General features: G+C 64.4%; 10 protein-coding genes. 7 read left to right on the top strand and 3 right to left on the bottom strand.

Translation table 11 applies throughout. The features are described 5' to 3' along the window. The 5 genes from IE100_RS05515 to IE100_RS05495 form a co-directional block, all read left to right on the top strand. Positions 1-2,206: Ig-like domain-containing protein (locus IE100_RS05515; RefSeq protein ID WP_229800234.1), on the top strand; the 2,206-nt coding region annotated here is incomplete at its 5' end. 54 nt (positions 2,207-2,260) lie between these two features. Continuing rightward, the gene (locus tag IE100_RS05510) at positions 2,261-3,781 is read left to right on the top strand and encodes a TolC family protein (protein WP_189373093.1); all 1,521 of its coding nucleotides are present in this window, start codon (positions 2,261-2,263) and stop codon (positions 3,779-3,781) included. Then, the gene (locus tag IE100_RS05505; protein WP_189373092.1) at positions 3,781-4,524 is read left to right on the top strand and encodes an efflux RND transporter periplasmic adaptor subunit; all 744 of its coding nucleotides are present in this window, start codon (positions 3,781-3,783) and stop codon (positions 4,522-4,524) included. The genes IE100_RS05510 and IE100_RS05505 overlap by 1 nt, the downstream gene beginning before the upstream one ends. A 66-nt stretch (positions 4,525-4,590) precedes the next feature. After that, entirely contained in the window at positions 4,591-5,937 is a 1,347-nt protein-coding gene (locus tag IE100_RS05500) for an efflux RND transporter periplasmic adaptor subunit (RefSeq protein WP_189373091.1), read from the top strand. Further along, positions 5,938-8,055: a site-2 protease family protein gene (locus IE100_RS05495; protein WP_189373090.1), complete on the top strand. Its 2,118-nt coding sequence runs from the start codon at positions 5,938-5,940 to the stop codon at positions 8,053-8,055. A gap of 84 nt (positions 8,056-8,139) precedes the next feature. On the opposite strand, the gene IE100_RS05490 is transcribed toward IE100_RS05495, so the two are convergent. The 3 genes from IE100_RS05490 to IE100_RS05480 all read right to left on the bottom strand — a co-directional run bounded on the left by IE100_RS05490 (position 8,140) and on the right by IE100_RS05480 (position 13,498). Then, on the bottom strand, positions 8,140-9,792 hold the full coding sequence (locus IE100_RS05490) for a methyl-accepting chemotaxis protein (RefSeq protein ID WP_189373089.1): 1,653 nt from the start codon (positions 9,790-9,792) through the stop codon (positions 8,140-8,142). Between the two features lie 138 nt (positions 9,793-9,930). Next, entirely contained in the window at positions 9,931-12,825 is a 2,895-nt protein-coding gene (locus IE100_RS05485) for an HD domain-containing phosphohydrolase (RefSeq protein WP_229800243.1), read from the bottom strand. Positions 12,826-12,958: 133 nt separating this feature from the next. Further along, complete coding sequence (locus IE100_RS05480; RefSeq protein ID WP_189373087.1) at positions 12,959-13,498, bottom strand: gamma carbonic anhydrase family protein; 540 nt, start codon at positions 13,496-13,498, stop codon at positions 12,959-12,961. Positions 13,499-13,568: 70 nt separating this feature from the next. Between IE100_RS05480 and IE100_RS05475 the strand changes: the two genes are divergently transcribed. Both IE100_RS05475 and IE100_RS05470 read left to right on the top strand, forming a co-directional pair. After that, on the top strand, positions 13,569-15,611 hold the full coding sequence (locus IE100_RS05475; RefSeq protein WP_189373086.1) for a M3 family metallopeptidase: 2,043 nt from the start codon (positions 13,569-13,571) through the stop codon (positions 15,609-15,611). A gap of 255 nt (positions 15,612-15,866) precedes the next feature. Beyond that, a complete protein-coding gene (locus IE100_RS05470; RefSeq protein WP_189373085.1) occupies positions 15,867-16,346 on the top strand; it encodes a hypothetical protein in 480 nt (159 codons plus the stop codon). Positions 16,347-16,412 lie beyond the last annotated feature (66 nt).

The raw sequence follows: 16,412 nt of genomic DNA, 5'->3' as shown, positions 1-16,412 counted from the left end.
GTTGGCGCAGTGGCAGGCGGCGTTGCGAGCGGTGACCTACACCGACACGGCCATCACGCCCAACACGGCCACTCGCACTGTCAGCTTCAGCGTCAGTGACGGTAGCAAGGACAGCGCAACGGTGACGCGCACCGTGACGGTAGTGGCCACCGACCAGACCCCGATCGCCACTACTAGCGGCAGCGCCGGTGCTTATGTAGTTGGTGGCGGGGAAACGGCAGTGGACAGCGGCCTGACCGTGTCCGATCTGGACAGCGCCACGCTGGCCAGCGCCACCGTGGCCATCACCGGCAACTTCCACCGCGGCGAAGACGTGCTGGCGTTCAGCAACACCAACAGCAGCACCTACGGCAACATCGCCGCCAGCTACCACGCCGGCACCGGGGTGTTGACGCTGACGTCCAGTGGCGGCACCGCCACGCTGGCACAGTGGCAGGCGGCGTTGCGAGCGGTCACGTACAACGACACAGCGGAGACGCCGAGTACAGCCACCCGTACCATCAGTTTCAGCATCAGTGATGGCAGTAAAAACAGCGCGGTGATGGCCCGCAGCATTGAAATGCAGTTGCCGGTGCCCAGCATAACCGGGCTGACGGTAGGCAGTGACACTGGCAGTAGTTCCAGCGACGGGATTACCAGCAATGTCATCCCCACTGTAACCGGCACCGCCGTCGCCAACAGCACCGTGAGCATCTATGTGGATAACGTGCTGATTGACACCACCATTGCCGATGGCAGCGGCGCGTGGAGTTACAGCTTGGTGTCCAGCTTGTCCTCTGGTGCTCACAGCATTACAGCGCTAACAACCATAGGCGGGGTCAGCAGTGCGCAATCCATGGGCTACAGCATCATGGTAGACAGCAACGCCCCGGCCGCTCCGGCTGGACTGGCACTGAGTATGGTCACGGATAGTGGCAGCAGTAGCAGCGACGGTATCACCAGCCAAACCATGCCGACCGTGACCGGCACTGCGGAAGCCAACAGCACTGTGGTGGTGTATGTCGACGGTGTCGCGGTCGGCTCCGTGACGACTGACGGCAGCGGTGCGTGGAACTATACCTTGAGCAGTGCGCTGAGCAGTGGGAGTCACAGTCTACACGCGATCGCCACTGATGCGGCTGGCAATAGCAGCAGTCAGTCTACGACCTACAGCATCACGGTAGACAGCAGTGCGCCGACGGTGCTTGCCATGAGCCTGCTCGATGACAGCCCGGCCAGCAACAGTGTGCGCTATCTGGTGAGTTTTTCCGAAGATGTGGAGGGGGTGGACAGCGCCGATTTCAGCCTGAGCGGTAGTGCCCGCGGCAGTATTGGTGGGGTGCAGCAGCTTAATGCTCGCACCTATATCGTGCTGGTGAACAATGTGGCTGGCAGTGGCGCCTTGCAGCTGAATCTGGCGGCCGGCAGTGTGGGCGATACCGCCGGCAATACCCTGGCTGCGACTTACAACGGTGCCAGCTACAACGTGATACCGCTGGTGGTAGTGGTGGCCGAGCCCGCTCCGGAAGCGGTGGTCTCCGCGCCTGCCGAAGTGGAAGTGACGCCAGTTACACCGAACATCGTGCTGGCGGCCACCGGTCTTGGCGGCGCGCCGATGCCGATTGACACCTTGCTGCCAAGTGCACCGCTTACCGAAACCATTCAGCCGCTGTTGGGCACTGGTGGCATGCCGATCAGCGCCGTCATGGTCAATGCCATGCAAGTGCTGGCCATCGAAGTGAGATTGCCACTGCACATCCAACCCTTGCCGGTGGGCGAGAACTTCAGTTTCTCCCTGCCGCCGGGTACCTTCAGTCTCAAACATGGTGATGGTGTGGTGATGGTTGCCCGCCAAGCCAATGGCCAGCCCTTGCCATCCTGGATGCGCTTTGATCCGGCATCAGGCCGCTTCAGTGGCCTGATGCCGGCGGGCAATAGGCAGCCTGTCGAGGTGGTGGTAACGGTGCGGGATAGCCAAGGCAATCAGGCCGCAACGCGGCTGAGGCTGGAGGTCGGTCGTGCCACCCTGGAGCCGGCGACGGCAGAAGCGACAGATCAAGGGGCTGTGGCCGGCGATGGCCAGAGTGCCGCGCTACAGGATGGACAGGCCATCCTACCTGGCAAGCTGGCCTTGGCGGAACAGCTGGCGAGGCAGGGTAATAAGCATTTTGGTAGCGCAGTAAATGCACTGCTGGCGGCCGCCGACAAGGTGGTGACGCGTGGATGACGATGCTGGCTTTACCGGTTGCTCAATTTCAGTCGGACAAACAGGGATAATTTTATGACTAAGCTTGCAACAAGGGAGGGGGTAAACAGGTTGTTTGCCCTGAGCAGTCTTGCCGTGGCCATATTGCTGCTGGGCGGTTGTGCCATTACACCAAAACCGCTGGACCAGGCCGGGCGCTTGGCTAGCCTCAATACTGATCGTCAGAACATGTTTGCCGGGCAGGAGGCGCTATCCGGCCCGGTAACGCTGCAGGAAACCATGGCCCGTGCGCTGAAATACAATCTGGATTACCGAGTAAAACTGCTGGAAGAGGCACTGGCGCAGCGTCAGCTGGACCTGACCAGCATGGATCTGTTGCCCAAGCTGACCCTGGGGGCCGGTTACAGCCATCGCGACAACGACGCCGCCTCCTCCTCGCAGGATGTCGTGACTGGCAAACAGTCGCTGGTACCGTCGATTTCCAGCGAGCGTACCCGGCTGAATGCCGACCTGAGCATGACCTGGAACGTACTGGATTTCGGGGTCAGCTACTACGGCGCGCAGCAACAGGCCGACCGCGTGCTGATCCTGCAGGAGCGCAAGCGCAAGGTGGCACACCAACTGATGCTGCAGGCGCGACAGGCGTACTGGCTGGCGGTTGGGGCACAGCGCCTGGAGCCGAAAATCAGCAGCCTGCTGATCGAGGCGGAAGCGGCGCTGGACGATGCGAAGAAGGTGGAGCAGGAAAAATTGCGTTCGCCGCTGGAGTCATTGAGCTACCAGCGCCAGCTGTTGGATGTCATTCGCCAGATGACGCAGATCCGTAACATGCTGGTGCAGGCCAAGCCAAGGTTGGCCGCAATCATGAACCTGTCGCCTGGCATAAGTTTCACTGTCGCCGAGCCGACTCAGCTGAGCGAGCCCAAGCTGGGGCTGTCTCTGGGAAAAATGGAAGAAATGGCGTTGAGCAATCGTCCGGAGATGATGGAAGCCCGCTACAACGAACGCATTGGCGTACTAGAAACCCGCAAGGCGGTGGCCAAGCTGCTGCCGGGGCTGGAGCTGAGCATTGGCGGGCACTACGACGACAATAAATTCCTGGTTAACCAGGGTTGGAATGATGCCGGTCTGCGCGTGAGCTGGAACCTGTTTAACTTGCTGAATGCCGGTGCCATCCGCCGCAGTGCCGATGCCCAGCTCAAGGTGGCGCAAGAGCAGCGCATGGCGCTGAACATGGCGGTGCTGACTCAGGTGCATGTTGCTTGGCTGGATTATCAGGGCCGAACCCGCCAGTTCGCACTGGAGCATGACATTTTTGCGGTGGAAAAACGGCTGAAGGAATACAACAGCAACGCAACGCAAAGCAATGCCCAGGGCCGCCTGCCATCCATTTTGGCCAGTGCCAATGCCGTTCTGTCCGAGTTGCGGCTGTATCAAGGCTATGGTGACCTGCAGAACGCTTACGGCCAGATTGCCGTGACGGTGGGCCTGGATCCACTGCCGGCGGAAGTCGGTGCGCATGATGTCGCCACCTTGGGGGCAGCGTTGCAGGATGTTTCCGCGCGGGTGGAACAAACGCTGGCTGGAGGCGTGTGATGGCAACTGCCAAGTATTGTGTTACCGCGTTGCCGCTGCTGCTGGCAGCCAGCCTGCAGGCCGCCACACCACCTGCCAACGGCGGTCGTATCCGCGTACAGTTAATGTCGCGTGCTGCCGTTACCCTATCCAGTGAGCTGCCGGCCAAGATTGCGCGGCTACCTCTGGAGGAGGGTAGTCATTTTGCTAAGGGGCAGACGCTGGTCGAGTTCGATTGCAGCAGCTACCGTGCCCAGCTCAACAAGGCGCAGGCTTCGCAGGAGGCGGCGCAGCAGCTGGTGAAGGTCAACGCCCGGCTGGCCGAACTCAATTCCATCGGGGCACTGGAGCTGACCCAGGCACAAGGCAAGGCCAAGGAAAGTCATGCCGAAGTCAGCTATATGCGCAGCACAGTAGCCAAGTGCGTGATCAGCGCGCCGTTTGCCGGGCGGGTTGCCAAGCGCATTGCCGCTCCACACCAGTATCTCAATACCGGCATGCCGATTCTGGATGTCGTCGATAGCGGCCCACTGGAACTGCGCATACTGGTGCCATCCAGGTGGGTGGCCTGGCTCAAGCCGGGGCAGCGCTTCGATGTGCAGGTAGACGAACTGGGCCGCAGCTTCCCGGCCAGACTGGTCCGGCTGGGCGCCAGGATAGACCCGGTCAGCCAGTCGATTGCCGCCACCGGCCAGATTGAGGCCAAGGATGCAGCGCTGCTGCCGGGCATGAGCGGCTGGGCCACTTTTGCGCTACCCAAATAAACCGCATGGCGCAGTCATGCGCCAGCTGCTGCCGCCAGCCGGCGACAGCTTCTGCAGAGCAAATTCATGAATCCGCTTTCTTCCTCTGGCAGTGACGCGGCTCGCCCGTTGGCAACCCTGCTGCATTTGCTGCGCCGGGCACGCGATGCCGAAAGCGAACACGTGCTGGGCTTTGTCATGGTCAACGAGACCATCAATCTGTTGCCCTACCGCCAGGCTGCGCTGTGGCGTGGCGGGCCGCTAGGGCGGATCGTCAGCCTGTCCGGGCTGGCCGAGGTGGATGCCACCGCACCCCATGTGCAATGGTTGGCGGCCGTGTGCAAGGTATTGCCGGCAAGCATGCCGCTGCAGCGCGTGACTGCGGCCGATTTGCCGCCGGTTCTGGCGGCAGACTGGGGTGAATGGCTGCCGGCCAATCTGCTGTTCATCCGCTTGGAACAGCCGGGTATCCAGGCCGATGGTGCACTGCTGCTGGCGCGCGATGCGGCATGGAGCGATTACGAACTGACTCTGGCTGCCGAGCTGGCGCACGGCTATGCTCATGCCCAGGCCCGCTTTGCTCCTGAACGCAGTTGGCGCGACCGTGTCGCACGGCTGTGGCAGCAGGGTAAGAGCCGGCGCCGCCTGCTGCTATTGCTGCTGGTGCTGGCCTGTTTTCCGGTGCGTCTGAGCGTGCTGGCGCGCAGTGAGGTCACACCACAGGAGGCCATGCTGATGCGTGCGCCGTTGGCCGGAGTGATAGAGCGCATCGAGGTACAGCCTAATCAGCCGGTGACGGCCGGTGCGCCGCTGTTCAGCCTGGACTCCACCGTGCTTGCCGGCCAGTTGGCGCTGGCCAGCACGGCGCAGGATGCGGCGGCAGAAAGCTTTCGCCAGCAGGCGCAGCTGGCGGTGACCGAGGACAAGGCCAGGCTGGAGATGGCCAGCGAGCAGGCGCGGCTGGAACAGAGACGGATCGAGACCGAATACACCTCGCGCCAGCTGGCGCGCATTCACGTCAAGGCACCGCGCGACGGGGTGATCGTGTTTTCCGACCGTAACGACTGGCTAGGGCGGGCGGTGGCTCCGGGAGAGCGGGTGATGCAGCTGGCCGACCCAGGCAGGGTGGAGCTGACCGCTTGGCTGCCGGCATCCGAAGCGATTCATGTCGCCCCCGGCAGCAAACTGCGGCTGTTTCCCAATGCGGCGCCAACCGAGTCTTACGATGCCGTGATCACCCGTGTGGCCTATCGTGCCGAAGTGGGAGAGGACAACGTACTGGCCTACCGGCTCTATGCCCGCTTCAGCGCAGGGCAACCGCTGCCACGCATCGGCCAGATGGGCACCGCCAGGATATATGGCAGCTGGGTGCCGCTGAGCTATTACACGCTGCGCCGGCCGCTGACCTGGCTGCGGCAATGGGTGGGCTGGTAGATGGCAAACAGTTTGCAGTTGCCGGCACTGCGGCAGGATCTGGGACTGCACGCCGCGGCACCGGAGCACGACGGCAGCCCCGGCTGGGTGCTGCACGATGCCGCGGCCAACCGTTTCTATCGCCTGGGCTGGCCGGCCTTCGAAATCCTGTCGCGCTGGCCGCTGGGGACGGCCGAGGCTATCGTGGCGGACATCCATACCACGACCACCCTGCGGCTGCACGCGGACGACGTGGCGGCGGTGGTGGACTTTCTGAGCCGCCACCACCTGCTGCAAGGCGGCAGTCCGGCACATACTGAACAACTGACCAAGCATGCCGCCCGGCTGCGGCTGTCGCCGGCCAAATGGCTGCTCAAGCACTACCTGTTCTTTCGCCTGCCGCTATTGCAGCCGATGCCATTGCTGGCGCGGCTGGCACCGCTGTTCGAGCGGGTGTTTGCTCCCGGCTTCTGGTATCTGGTGTCGGCGGCCCTGTTGCTGGGGTTGCTGCTGGTACTGCAGCGCTGGGAAGCCTTTACCCACACTTTTGCCAATTACCAGGGGATGAGTGGTTTGCTCGGCATCGGCTTGTCGTTGTCGTTTGCCAAGCTGCTGCACGAGTTCGGTCATGCGCTCACCGCCTACCGTTACGGCTGCCGTGTGCCGGCGATGGGGGTGGCGTTCCTGGTGATGTTCCCGGTGCTGTATACCGATACCAACGAAGCTTGGAAGCTGGCATCGCGCCGGCAGCGGCTGCAGATCGGCGCCGCCGGCATGCTGGCCGAGCTGGTGCTGGCGGTGTTCGCCACCCTGTTGTGGAGCTTTCTGCTGGACGGCCCGCTGCGCGCCGGGGTGTTCATGCTGGCGACCACTACCTGGCTGGCTACACTGGCGATCAATGCCAGCCCCTTCATGCGTTTTGACGGCTACTTCCTGCTCTCCGACTGGCTGGGCATTCCCAATCTGCACAGTCGAGCCTTTGCCTTTGGCCGCTGCTGGCTGCGCCGTCAGCTACTGGGACTGGACGAACCCTTGCCGGAAGCGGTGCCGGCGGCACGCCAGCGCATGCTCACCCTGTTTGCGTTTGCCACTTGGCTGTATCGGCTGGTGCTGTTCCTGGGGATTGCATTGGTGGTCTACCACTACTTTTTCAAGGCACTGGGTATCTTCCTGTTGCTGGTGGAATTGGGCTGGTTCATCGCCTACCCGCTGTGGAGCGAACTGAATGTGTGGTGGCAGCGCCGCACCGAGTTGGGCTGGAACCGTATTACCTGCCGCAGCGTGTTGCTGCTGCTCGTCGCGCTCTTATGGGTGGCGGTGCCGTGGCGGGCCGAGCTGTCGGCACCTGCGGTGATGGGGGCACAGGAAGTGAGCGAGCTGTACGCACCGGCAGAGGCCACGGCGGAGGTGGTGCAGGTCTGGGTGCAGGATGGCCAGGCGGTACAGGCCGGCCAACGGTTGCTGACCCTGCGCTCGCCCGAGCTTGTCTGGCAGTGGCAGCAGGCCGAAACCGAGGCCGAGGCATTGCGCTGGCGGCTGGAGCGGCAGCCATTTGACGACAAGCTGCTGGCCGAAGGGCTGGCATTGCAAAAGCAATGGCAGCTGGCACAGCAGCGGGTCAACCAGCTGCAGCAGCAGATCGATCGGCTTAGTGTGCGCGCGCCGCGTGCCGGTCGGGTAGTGGATCGCAGCGAGGCCTTGCAGGTGGGGACAGTGATTCCGCCGGGGGAGCGGTTACTGGCGGTAATCGACCCGCGTCGGCCACGTGGCGAAGCCTTTGTCGATGAAGCCGCGCGCATGCGGCTAACCCTGGGGGGCGAGGCGGTGTTTGTGGCCAACCTCGCCGAGCAGGAACGCGTGCAGTGCCGGATCGACAATATCGATCGCCTGGCTTTGCCCAGCCTGGACCAACCTGCGCTTGCCTCCAGCTTTGGCGGGCCCATCGCTAGCCAGCAACAGCAAGACAGCCTGCAGCCATTGTCGGCACAATTTCGCGTTCGGCTGAGCCAGTGTGACGGCGGTGAACACTGGTGGCAGGAGATGCCCGGTGTGGCACTACTCAAGGGCGAGCGGCAGAGCTTGCTGCAGCAATGGTTGAACCAAGCCGTGGCCTTGCTGCAGCGCGAGGCCGGGCTGTAAGTCCTCGCTGCCGCAAGGCCGGTCTGACAGACAAAACGGCGCTCATCGAGATGAGCGCCGTTTGTGTTTGCTGGCGATGCCGCTTCAGGCCGCGTCGCTGTTGCGGGACTCGAAGCGCGGCTTGTTGGCCGAGAACGGCACCGTGGCGCCGGTCTGGCTGTCGATGCGGAACCAAGCCAGATCGCGGTTCATCTGCGCCGACACCTCGCGCCAGCGCCCCATCGCCGGCGCCAGCGATTCCATCTTGCCGAAGATGTCACTGGCCAGCGCCGACACCTCGCTGCCGCGGCTGCGGATGTGGCCGCCGGCCTGGCTCTGCTGGTGGCTGGCCTCCGCCACCTCGCGCAGCACCTGGTTGATGGTGACCAGCGCGCTGTCCATGCTTTGCAGCGCCTCGCCCAGCGAGGTCTGCGCCACCACGCTGCCGTGGCTGGCCTGGTGCGCGGCGTCCATGGTGGCGGCCAGCGCCTTGGTGGCGCCCTCGATGCGCAGCAGGGTGTCAAAGATGCCGGCGGTGGCGCTGGACGTGCGCTCCGACAGCTTGCGCACCTCGTCGGCGACCACGGCAAAGCCGCGGCCGTGCTCGCCGGCGCGCGCGGCCTCGATCGCCGCGTTCAGCGCCAGCAGGTTGGTCTGCTCCGCCACGTCGCGGATCATGTTGCTGATCTGCGCGATGTCGGAGATGGCGTGCTTCAGCTGTTCGGTCTCGCCCACCGCGCCCTGGATGCGGTCGGCCAGCGCCTGCAGCGTGCCGGCGGTGTCGCCGGCCAGCTCGCGGGCGTGGGAGGTGCGCTCGGTGGCGGTGTCGGCGTCCTGCAGTGCGCGGCGGATGTGGCTGACGATTTCCTCGGCCGAGCTGGCCACCGCGTTGGCGGCGTGGTTGCTGTGCTCGGCGGTTTCCGCCTGCTGGCGGGTGCTGCCGATCACGTGGTGGGTGAGGTCGAGGATGTCCTGCGCCTCGCGCTCGCTGCCGGCGGCGTTGCTGCGCACGGTGCCCAGCAGCTCGCTGAGCTTGTCGAGGAAGCGGTTGATGTGGCCGGCGGCCTGCGATAGCTCGTCGCGGCCGCTGACCGGCAGCCGGGTGCCGAGCTGGCCTTCGCCGAGCAGGTCGGCGGCGTGCTGCATTGCGGCGATCTGCTTCTTCAGCCGCTGCGCCAGCAGCACCTGCGACAGCACCACCGCCACGCTGGCGACGCCGAGCGGCCCCAGCACCAGCAGCACCAGTTGCAGCATCGCCTGCGCCATCGCGCTTTCGGCGCCGGCCAGCTGGCGCTGCTCGTTATCCAGCGTGCTGTCGATCAGGTTGACTAGGGGCACGATGCTGAGGCTGTAGGCGCGCTCCGGGATGGACAGCGCGTCTTCCGGCGCGGTCTCGGCGATGGTCAGTGCCGAGCGCAGGTTCTTGGCAAACTCCTGCCAGTAGCCCTGCGCCTTGCTGGCGAACGCCTGGCGGCTGGCCGGCGGCAGCGCCTGGCTGATCGCCGGGATCAGCCGGCCCACGTTCTGCTGCACCCGCGCCAGCCGCGGCGCGGTGTCTTCCAGCAGCGGGTCGGCGCGCGAGAGCGACAGCACCTCGGCCTTCAGCGTCTGCAGATGGGTGGACAACTGCTGCCGCTCGCGATAGTCGGCGAACTGGTGGCGCAGCGAGAACAGCTGCTGGCTGCTGAGCAGCATCACCACGATCAGGCAGGCAAGGGTAAAGGCTACGGTGAGCCACAGGCGTTTTACCAGCGTCATTTTCAATCATCCCTTCAAGATGCCAACAGTGTAGGGCGGCGACATTACCGGGAGATGACTGTTAACTTCGCCGGCGCGGCGCCTGCGGCGTGGCCGCAGGCGCAGTCTGGTGGATGCCGGTGACAGGGCGATGACGGCTCAGTGCTGGTGCAGGCTCTGTCGTGGCCGGTAGGCGTAGCTGTCGGCAACGTCGGCCTGGGCGGCGTCCAGATAGCGCTCGGCGTAGTGGCGCCAGATGCCGCTGTCGAGGAACAGCCGGTACAGCTCGGGGTCGAGGTGGCCGTCCTCCGCCATCTTGCGCATGATCTGCAGCGCCTCCGACAGCGGCTTGGCCGGCTTGTACGGGCGGTCGGCGGCGGTCAGCGCCTCGAACACGTCGGCGATGGCCATCACCCGCGCCAGCACGCTCATGTCCTCGCCCTTCAGGCCGCGCGGGTAGCCCTTGCCGTCGATGCGCTCGTGGTGGCCGCCGGCGATCTCCGGCACGTGGGCGAGGTGGGCGGGGAAGGGCAGCGCGCTCAGCATCTTGATGGTTTCGGTGATGTGGGCGTTGATCTTGTAGCGCTCCTCCTCGGTCAGCGTGCCGCGGCGGATGGACAGGTTGGTCAGCTCGCCCTTGTGGTACAGCAGCTCCGGCACCTTGACCTTGAAGCCCCAGCGGTTGTCGGCCGGCAGCGTGTCGGCGCCGCCGCGCGCGATGCGGTGCTCCGGCTTGTCGGCGAGCAGGTTTTCCTCGACCGGCAGCGACGGCGCGGGGATGCCGGCCAGCCGCGCCCGCTCCATCGGCCCCAGCCCCAGGCGGTCGTCCAGCGTGCGCGTCCAGCGGCGGCCGGCGATCCGCTGCAGCCGTGCCAGATCGGCGTCGTCCATGAATTCGCCGCCCAGGTTGCAGCGCGCGACGAAGGCGAAGTCGTCGTCCAGCTGCGCCTTCTGCCGCTCGCACTGCTGTTTCAGCAGCGCGGCGTCCTCGCCGGCGGCGAGGCCCTGCCAGTAGGCGACGTCGGCGTCGCGCTTGAGCAGCTCGAAGCGCATCCGGATCTCGTGGATGCGGTCGTACAGCGTTTCCAGCTTGGTGGCCTTGTCGACCACGTACTCCGGGGTGGTGACCTTGCCGCAGTCGTGCAGCCAGCTGGCGATGTATAGCGCCTCGCGGTCGGCGGCGCTGAGACTGAAACCGGCGAACGGCCCCTGGCGGCTCTGGTGCGCGGCCTCGGCCAGCGCCTGCGCCAGCTCCGGCACCCGCTGGCAGTGGCCGCCGGTGTACGGCGACTTGGCGTCGATGGCGCCGGCGACCAGCTCCACCAGCGCGTTCATCAGCTGCTGCAGCGCCGAGGCCAGGCGGCGGTTGTCGATGGCGATGGCGGCAAAGCCGACCAGCGCCTGCAGGTAGTGGATGCGGTGGCCGCTCTGGGTGTGGGCGATGCTTTCGTTGCTGGCCAGCACCAGCAGGCCCAGCAGCTCCCGCGATTCCAGCCGCAGCGGCAGCAGGATCAGCTGCCGGGTGTCCTCGCCCAGCAGGCTGCGCATCTCCACCGGGACCAGCGCAGGGTTGGCCGCAATCTGCTGCGGCGCGCTGGCGGCCAGCGTGTCCAGCAGCAGCGCGTCGTCCAGCGGCAGGCTGCCCAGCAGCAGCGCCTGGCCGTGCTCGTCGCGACTGATGGACGGCGCCAGCTGCGTGCCGTCCATCAGCCACAGCCCGCCGCGCTCGGCCGGCAGCGCGTGCATGGTCGATTGCAGTACGGTATCCAGCAGCTGCTCCAGCGCGTTCTCGGCGACCATGTCGCGGCTGAGGCCGATGAAGTCGCGGATGGTCTCCTTCATCGCCTCCGACGCCGCCATCAACTCGTTCAGCTCGCGCACCGGGCTGGGCGGCAGGCTGCTGTCGGAAAAATCCAGCGACTGGATGCGGCCGGAGGCGGCCACCAGCTGCCGCAGCGGCTGGCTCAAGAGGCGCGACAGCAGCCAGCCCAGGGGCAGCATCAGCAGCAGGATCAATAGCGGAATCCACGCCGCACGCTCGGCCATCGCGCGGCCGGCGGCGAACAGCTCGTGCTCCGGCATCACCATCACCAGCTGCTGGCGGCTGCCGCCGGGCAGTGCCGCCACCGCCACGTGCCACTGCTGGCCCTGCCACTCGACCTGTGCCGGTGCCGGCTTGCCGACGTGCCATTGCCGGCCCAGCATCGCCAGTGCCGACGGCGCGCTCTCGCCGAGCTTGACCGGGCGCGGATCGCGTTCGTCGGTATGGGTGCTGGCCAGGATGTCGTGCGCGGCGTTGACGATGGCCATCTGCGCCGAGGGGCTGGGCAGGTTGTGGCGCAGGAGGCTGCCCAGCGTCAGCAGGCGCAGGTCGGCGCCGGCCACCGCGCTGGCGTCGCCGTTCTGGTGCGCGTAGGTGAGGCCGATCAGGCCGGTGGTGCTGAAGCGGTAGGGCTCGGTGGCGGCGGCGCCGCGACTGGCCACCGCCTGCTGGTACCACGGTCGCTGCCGCGGATCGTACACCCGGCGCAGCACCAGCTCCGGCTGCACGCTGTTCAGCGCGTCGTCGAGAAAGCTGAAGCGCTGCTCGGCGACGCCGTCCGGCTGCTGCTGCACCAGCTGCCTCGCCCAGCGAGCGGCGGGACCGGCGTCCGGCAGCGCCTGGCGCGCGGCGTCGTCCAGCCGCCGCAGCAAGAAAAAGTCGCCGTTGGGATAGGCGATGTACACCGCCTGCAGCGCCGGGTTGCCGCGCAGCACCGCCACTAGCTGGCCGGTGTACAGCACGCGCTCTTCCATGCTGTAGGTTTCCGCCAGCGCGGAGTGCGCCAGCAGGTTGGTGGTGGCGGCGGCGCCGGCACCGCTCTGTTCGATATTGCCGGTGATCAGGGTGCTGGTGGCGCGGAACAGGTTGTGCTGCGCCAGCGTCAGCTGGCTCTGCATCGCGCGGTAGTAGAAGAAGCCGAGTGCGGCCGCGGTGGCCAGCACCAGTACCGAGATCAGTACCGTCAGCCACACTTGTAACGATTGTCCGCTTCTGGGGAAAACCTGCTGCATCACGTGTGGCTCCGCTGGTGTTGGCGTACTCGGTAGCGACTGTTTATGCTTGCAGTATTACAAATGTTTTATGCAGCGGTAGTGAAGAATGCGTGCGGCACGGCATTTGCAGCCGGCCGCGACACCATTTTGGTCACAGATTGGCCTTGTGCTTGTCCATCACCCGCACGTAGTGCTCGGCGGAATAGCGGAAGTAGGCCAGCTCGTCCTCGGTCAGCGGCCGCACCTGCTTCACCGGGTTGCCCAGGTACAGGTAGCCGGATTCCAGGCGCTTGTTCGGCGGCACCAGGCTGCCGGCGCCGATCAGCACCCGGTCCTCGATCACCGCGCGGTCGAGGATGATGCTGCCGATGCCGACCAGCACTTCATTACCGATGCTGCAGCCGTGCAGCGTCACGTGGTGGCCGATGGTGACGTGCTTGCCGATCGTGAGCGGCGCGCCCTGCGGATCGGATTCCTTGCGATGGCTGACGTGCAGCATGGCAAAATCCTGCACATTGCTGCCTTCGCCGATGCTGATGCGGTTCACGTCGCCCCGCACCACCGCGAAGGGCCACACCGACACGTTGGCCGCAAGTTCCACCTCGCCGATCACCACCGCGGCGGGGTCGATGTAACAGGAGTCGTCGATCTGCGGCCGATGGCCGTCGTAAGGGCGGATATTGCGATTCACTGATTTGTCCCTATCTCTAGAAAGATTCGCGCCGGCAACAGCACGGCGCACTGCCTACAGGATGCCAAACATGACCACCAATCCGCTACTGGACTTTAGCGATCTGCCGCGTTTTGCCGCGATCAAGCCCGAACACATCACCCCGGCGCTGGACGTGCTGCTGGTCAATGCCCGCGCCGCCATCGACAAGGTCATCGCGGCCGGCGGCGACGACTGGGACAGCGTGGCCGAACCGCTGTCCGACGCCACCGAGCAGATCTCTCGCGCCTGGGGCGTGGTCGGTCACCTCAACGGCGTGATGGGCAATACCGACGGCCTGCGCGACGCGTACAACGCCGAAATCCCACGCATCTCCGCCTTCTTCACCGAACTGGGGCAGAACCTGGACCTGTACGCGCGCTTCAAGGCCGTTGCGGCCAACCCCGCGTTCGCCGGCGCCTCCGCCGCGCGCAAGAAGATCATCGAAAACGACCTGCGCGACTTCCGCCTCTCCGGCGCCGAGCTGCCGGAGGCCGACAAGCAGCGCTTCGCCGAGCTGTCCAGCCGTCTCGCCGAGCTGTCCAACCAGTTCTCGCAGCACGTGATGGACGCCACCGACAGCTTCGCGCTGTACATCGACGACGTGGCGGAACTGGCCGGCATTCCGGAAGACAGCCTCGCCATGTACGCGGCACTGGCCGAGGCCGACGGTCAGCCGGGCAAGTACAAGCTGGGCCTGCAGTTCCCGCTGTTGTTCCCGGTGCTGCAGTACGCCGACAACCGCGCCCTGCGCGAAAAGCTGTACGAGGCCAACGCCAAGCGCGCGTCCGAATTCGGCCCCGCCGAGCAGGACAACGGCCCGCTGATCCGCGAGAAACTGGTGCTGGCCGCCGAGGAAGCCAAGCTGCTGGGCTTTGCCAACTACGCCGAGCTGTCGCTATACACCAAGATGGCGGAAAGCCCGCAGCAGGTGATCGACTTCCTGCGCGATCTCGCCCGCCGTGCCAAACCCTACGCCGAGCAGGACCGCGCCGAGCTGGAAGCCTTCGCCCGCGACGAGCTGGGCCTCACCACGCTACAGGCGTGGGACATCACCTACGCCGCCGAGAAGCTGCGCGTCGCGCGCTACGCCTTTTCCGAGCACGAGGTAAAACAGTACTTCCCCGAGCCGAAGGTGCTGGCCGGCCTGTTCAGCGTGGTGCACAAGCTGTACGGCATCACCGTCGAGCAGAAGGACGCCGAAACCTGGCACGAGGACGCGCGCTACTACCAGATCTTCAAGGACGGCGCGCTCCTGGGCGGCTTCTACCTCGATCTGTACGCCCGTGACGGCAAGCGCCCCGGCGCGTGGATGGACGACGTGCGCGGCCGCCGCCTGAAAAACGGCCAAGTGCAGACCCCGGTCGCCTACCTGGTGTGCAACTTCACCCGTCCGCTGGGTGACAAGCCGGCCTACTTCAGCCACGACGAAGTCACCACCCTGTTCCACGAATTCGGCCACGGCCTGCACCATCTGCTCACCCGCGTCGACGAGCTGGGCGTGTCCGGCATCAGCGGCGTGGAGTGGGACGCGGTCGAGCTGCCTAGCCAGTTCATGGAGAACTTCTGCTGGGAGTGGGACGTGCTGCAGGGCATGACCGCGCACAGCGAGAGCGGCGAGCCGCTGCCGCGCGCGCTGTACGACAAGATGCTGGCGGCGAAGAACTTCCAGTCCGGCATGCAGACCGTGCGCCAGCTGGAGTTCTCGCTGTTCGACATGCTGCTGTACACCGACGCCAAGCCGGAATCCGTCGACTGGCTGGCGCTCTTGGAAACGGTGCGCGACGAAGTCGCCGTCAACCGTCCGCCGGCCTACAACCGCTTCCCCAACAGCTTCAGCCACATCTTCGGCGGCGGTTACGCCGCCGGCTACTACAGCTACAAGTGGGCGGAAGTGCTGTCCGCCGACGCCTACGCCGCGTTCGAGGAAGCCGGCGGCGCCAATCCGGAAGTCGGTCGCCAGTTCTGGGACGAGATCCTGGCGGTGGGCGGTAGCCGCCCGGCGCTGGAATCGTTCCGCGCCTTCCGCGGCCGCGATCCGCAGATTGATGCGTTGTTGCGGCATAGCGGGATGAGCGAGGTGGCGGCTTCTTGATGGCTGCTTAGCGGGAGAATGCGGTCAAGGTTGGCCGCAGGGTGATTGAGAAAGGGCAAGCCGTGGTGGCTTGCCCTGTATGCTATTGTGGCAACGTTATGATGTTTGAGTTTAAATTGATGTGATGAGAGGCCGGGCTGAATTTTAGTTGGGTGTGGTGCGGGGAGCGGTTAATTTTTGGCTTCACAGGCCTCGCTCAACACGATCGTGCGGCTTCTCCGGGATAAAAAGAAAAGCACATTGAGTGAGGGTGATATGTCTGATGAAGACACAATGATTGAAGAGTTATACTGTATAAAAAATAGTGGAAATATTATGGAGGAAGATTTTTTATTTTATCTTTCTTCAAAATATCCATCGGTTAGGGCATTGGCTGTAATAGTGGTAGGTTTGAACTTGAAGAAGGAATTTGCGTGTAAGCACATTGTCAAGGCAATTGATTCTGAGTGTGACGAGGAGGTAGTTCAGTCATTGGTGGATTCCTTGGTTTCTCTTGTTCATGCTGGGATTTGCGATAAAAAAATTGTTGCGTCTAAGTTAAAGAAATTGCTTGTTTTTGGATGTTGGAGTGATGAGTTGAAGGGTGGGCTTTATTTAGGTCTGTTGAAATTGTTCAAAAAAATTACTCCACGAGAGTATGCGATTGCTCCGGATTGTTTGAGTGAAATGAGCTTGGATGTTGATTTTATTGAATCGATACCTTTGGTGAATGGTGATAAAGGTTGTGAAAGTTAGGTACGGGCGTGCGACGCGTCCGGTAGGGTGCTGTCACCCCGAAGGGGCGACGCATCATTGAATGGA

This window comes from Vogesella alkaliphila (assembly GCF_014652475.1).
GTDB classification, from domain to species: Bacteria; Pseudomonadota; Gammaproteobacteria; order Burkholderiales; family Chromobacteriaceae; genus Vogesella; species Vogesella alkaliphila.
The sequence above is the reverse complement of the archived record's forward strand: the minus strand, read 5'-3'. Positions and strand labels throughout refer to the sequence as shown.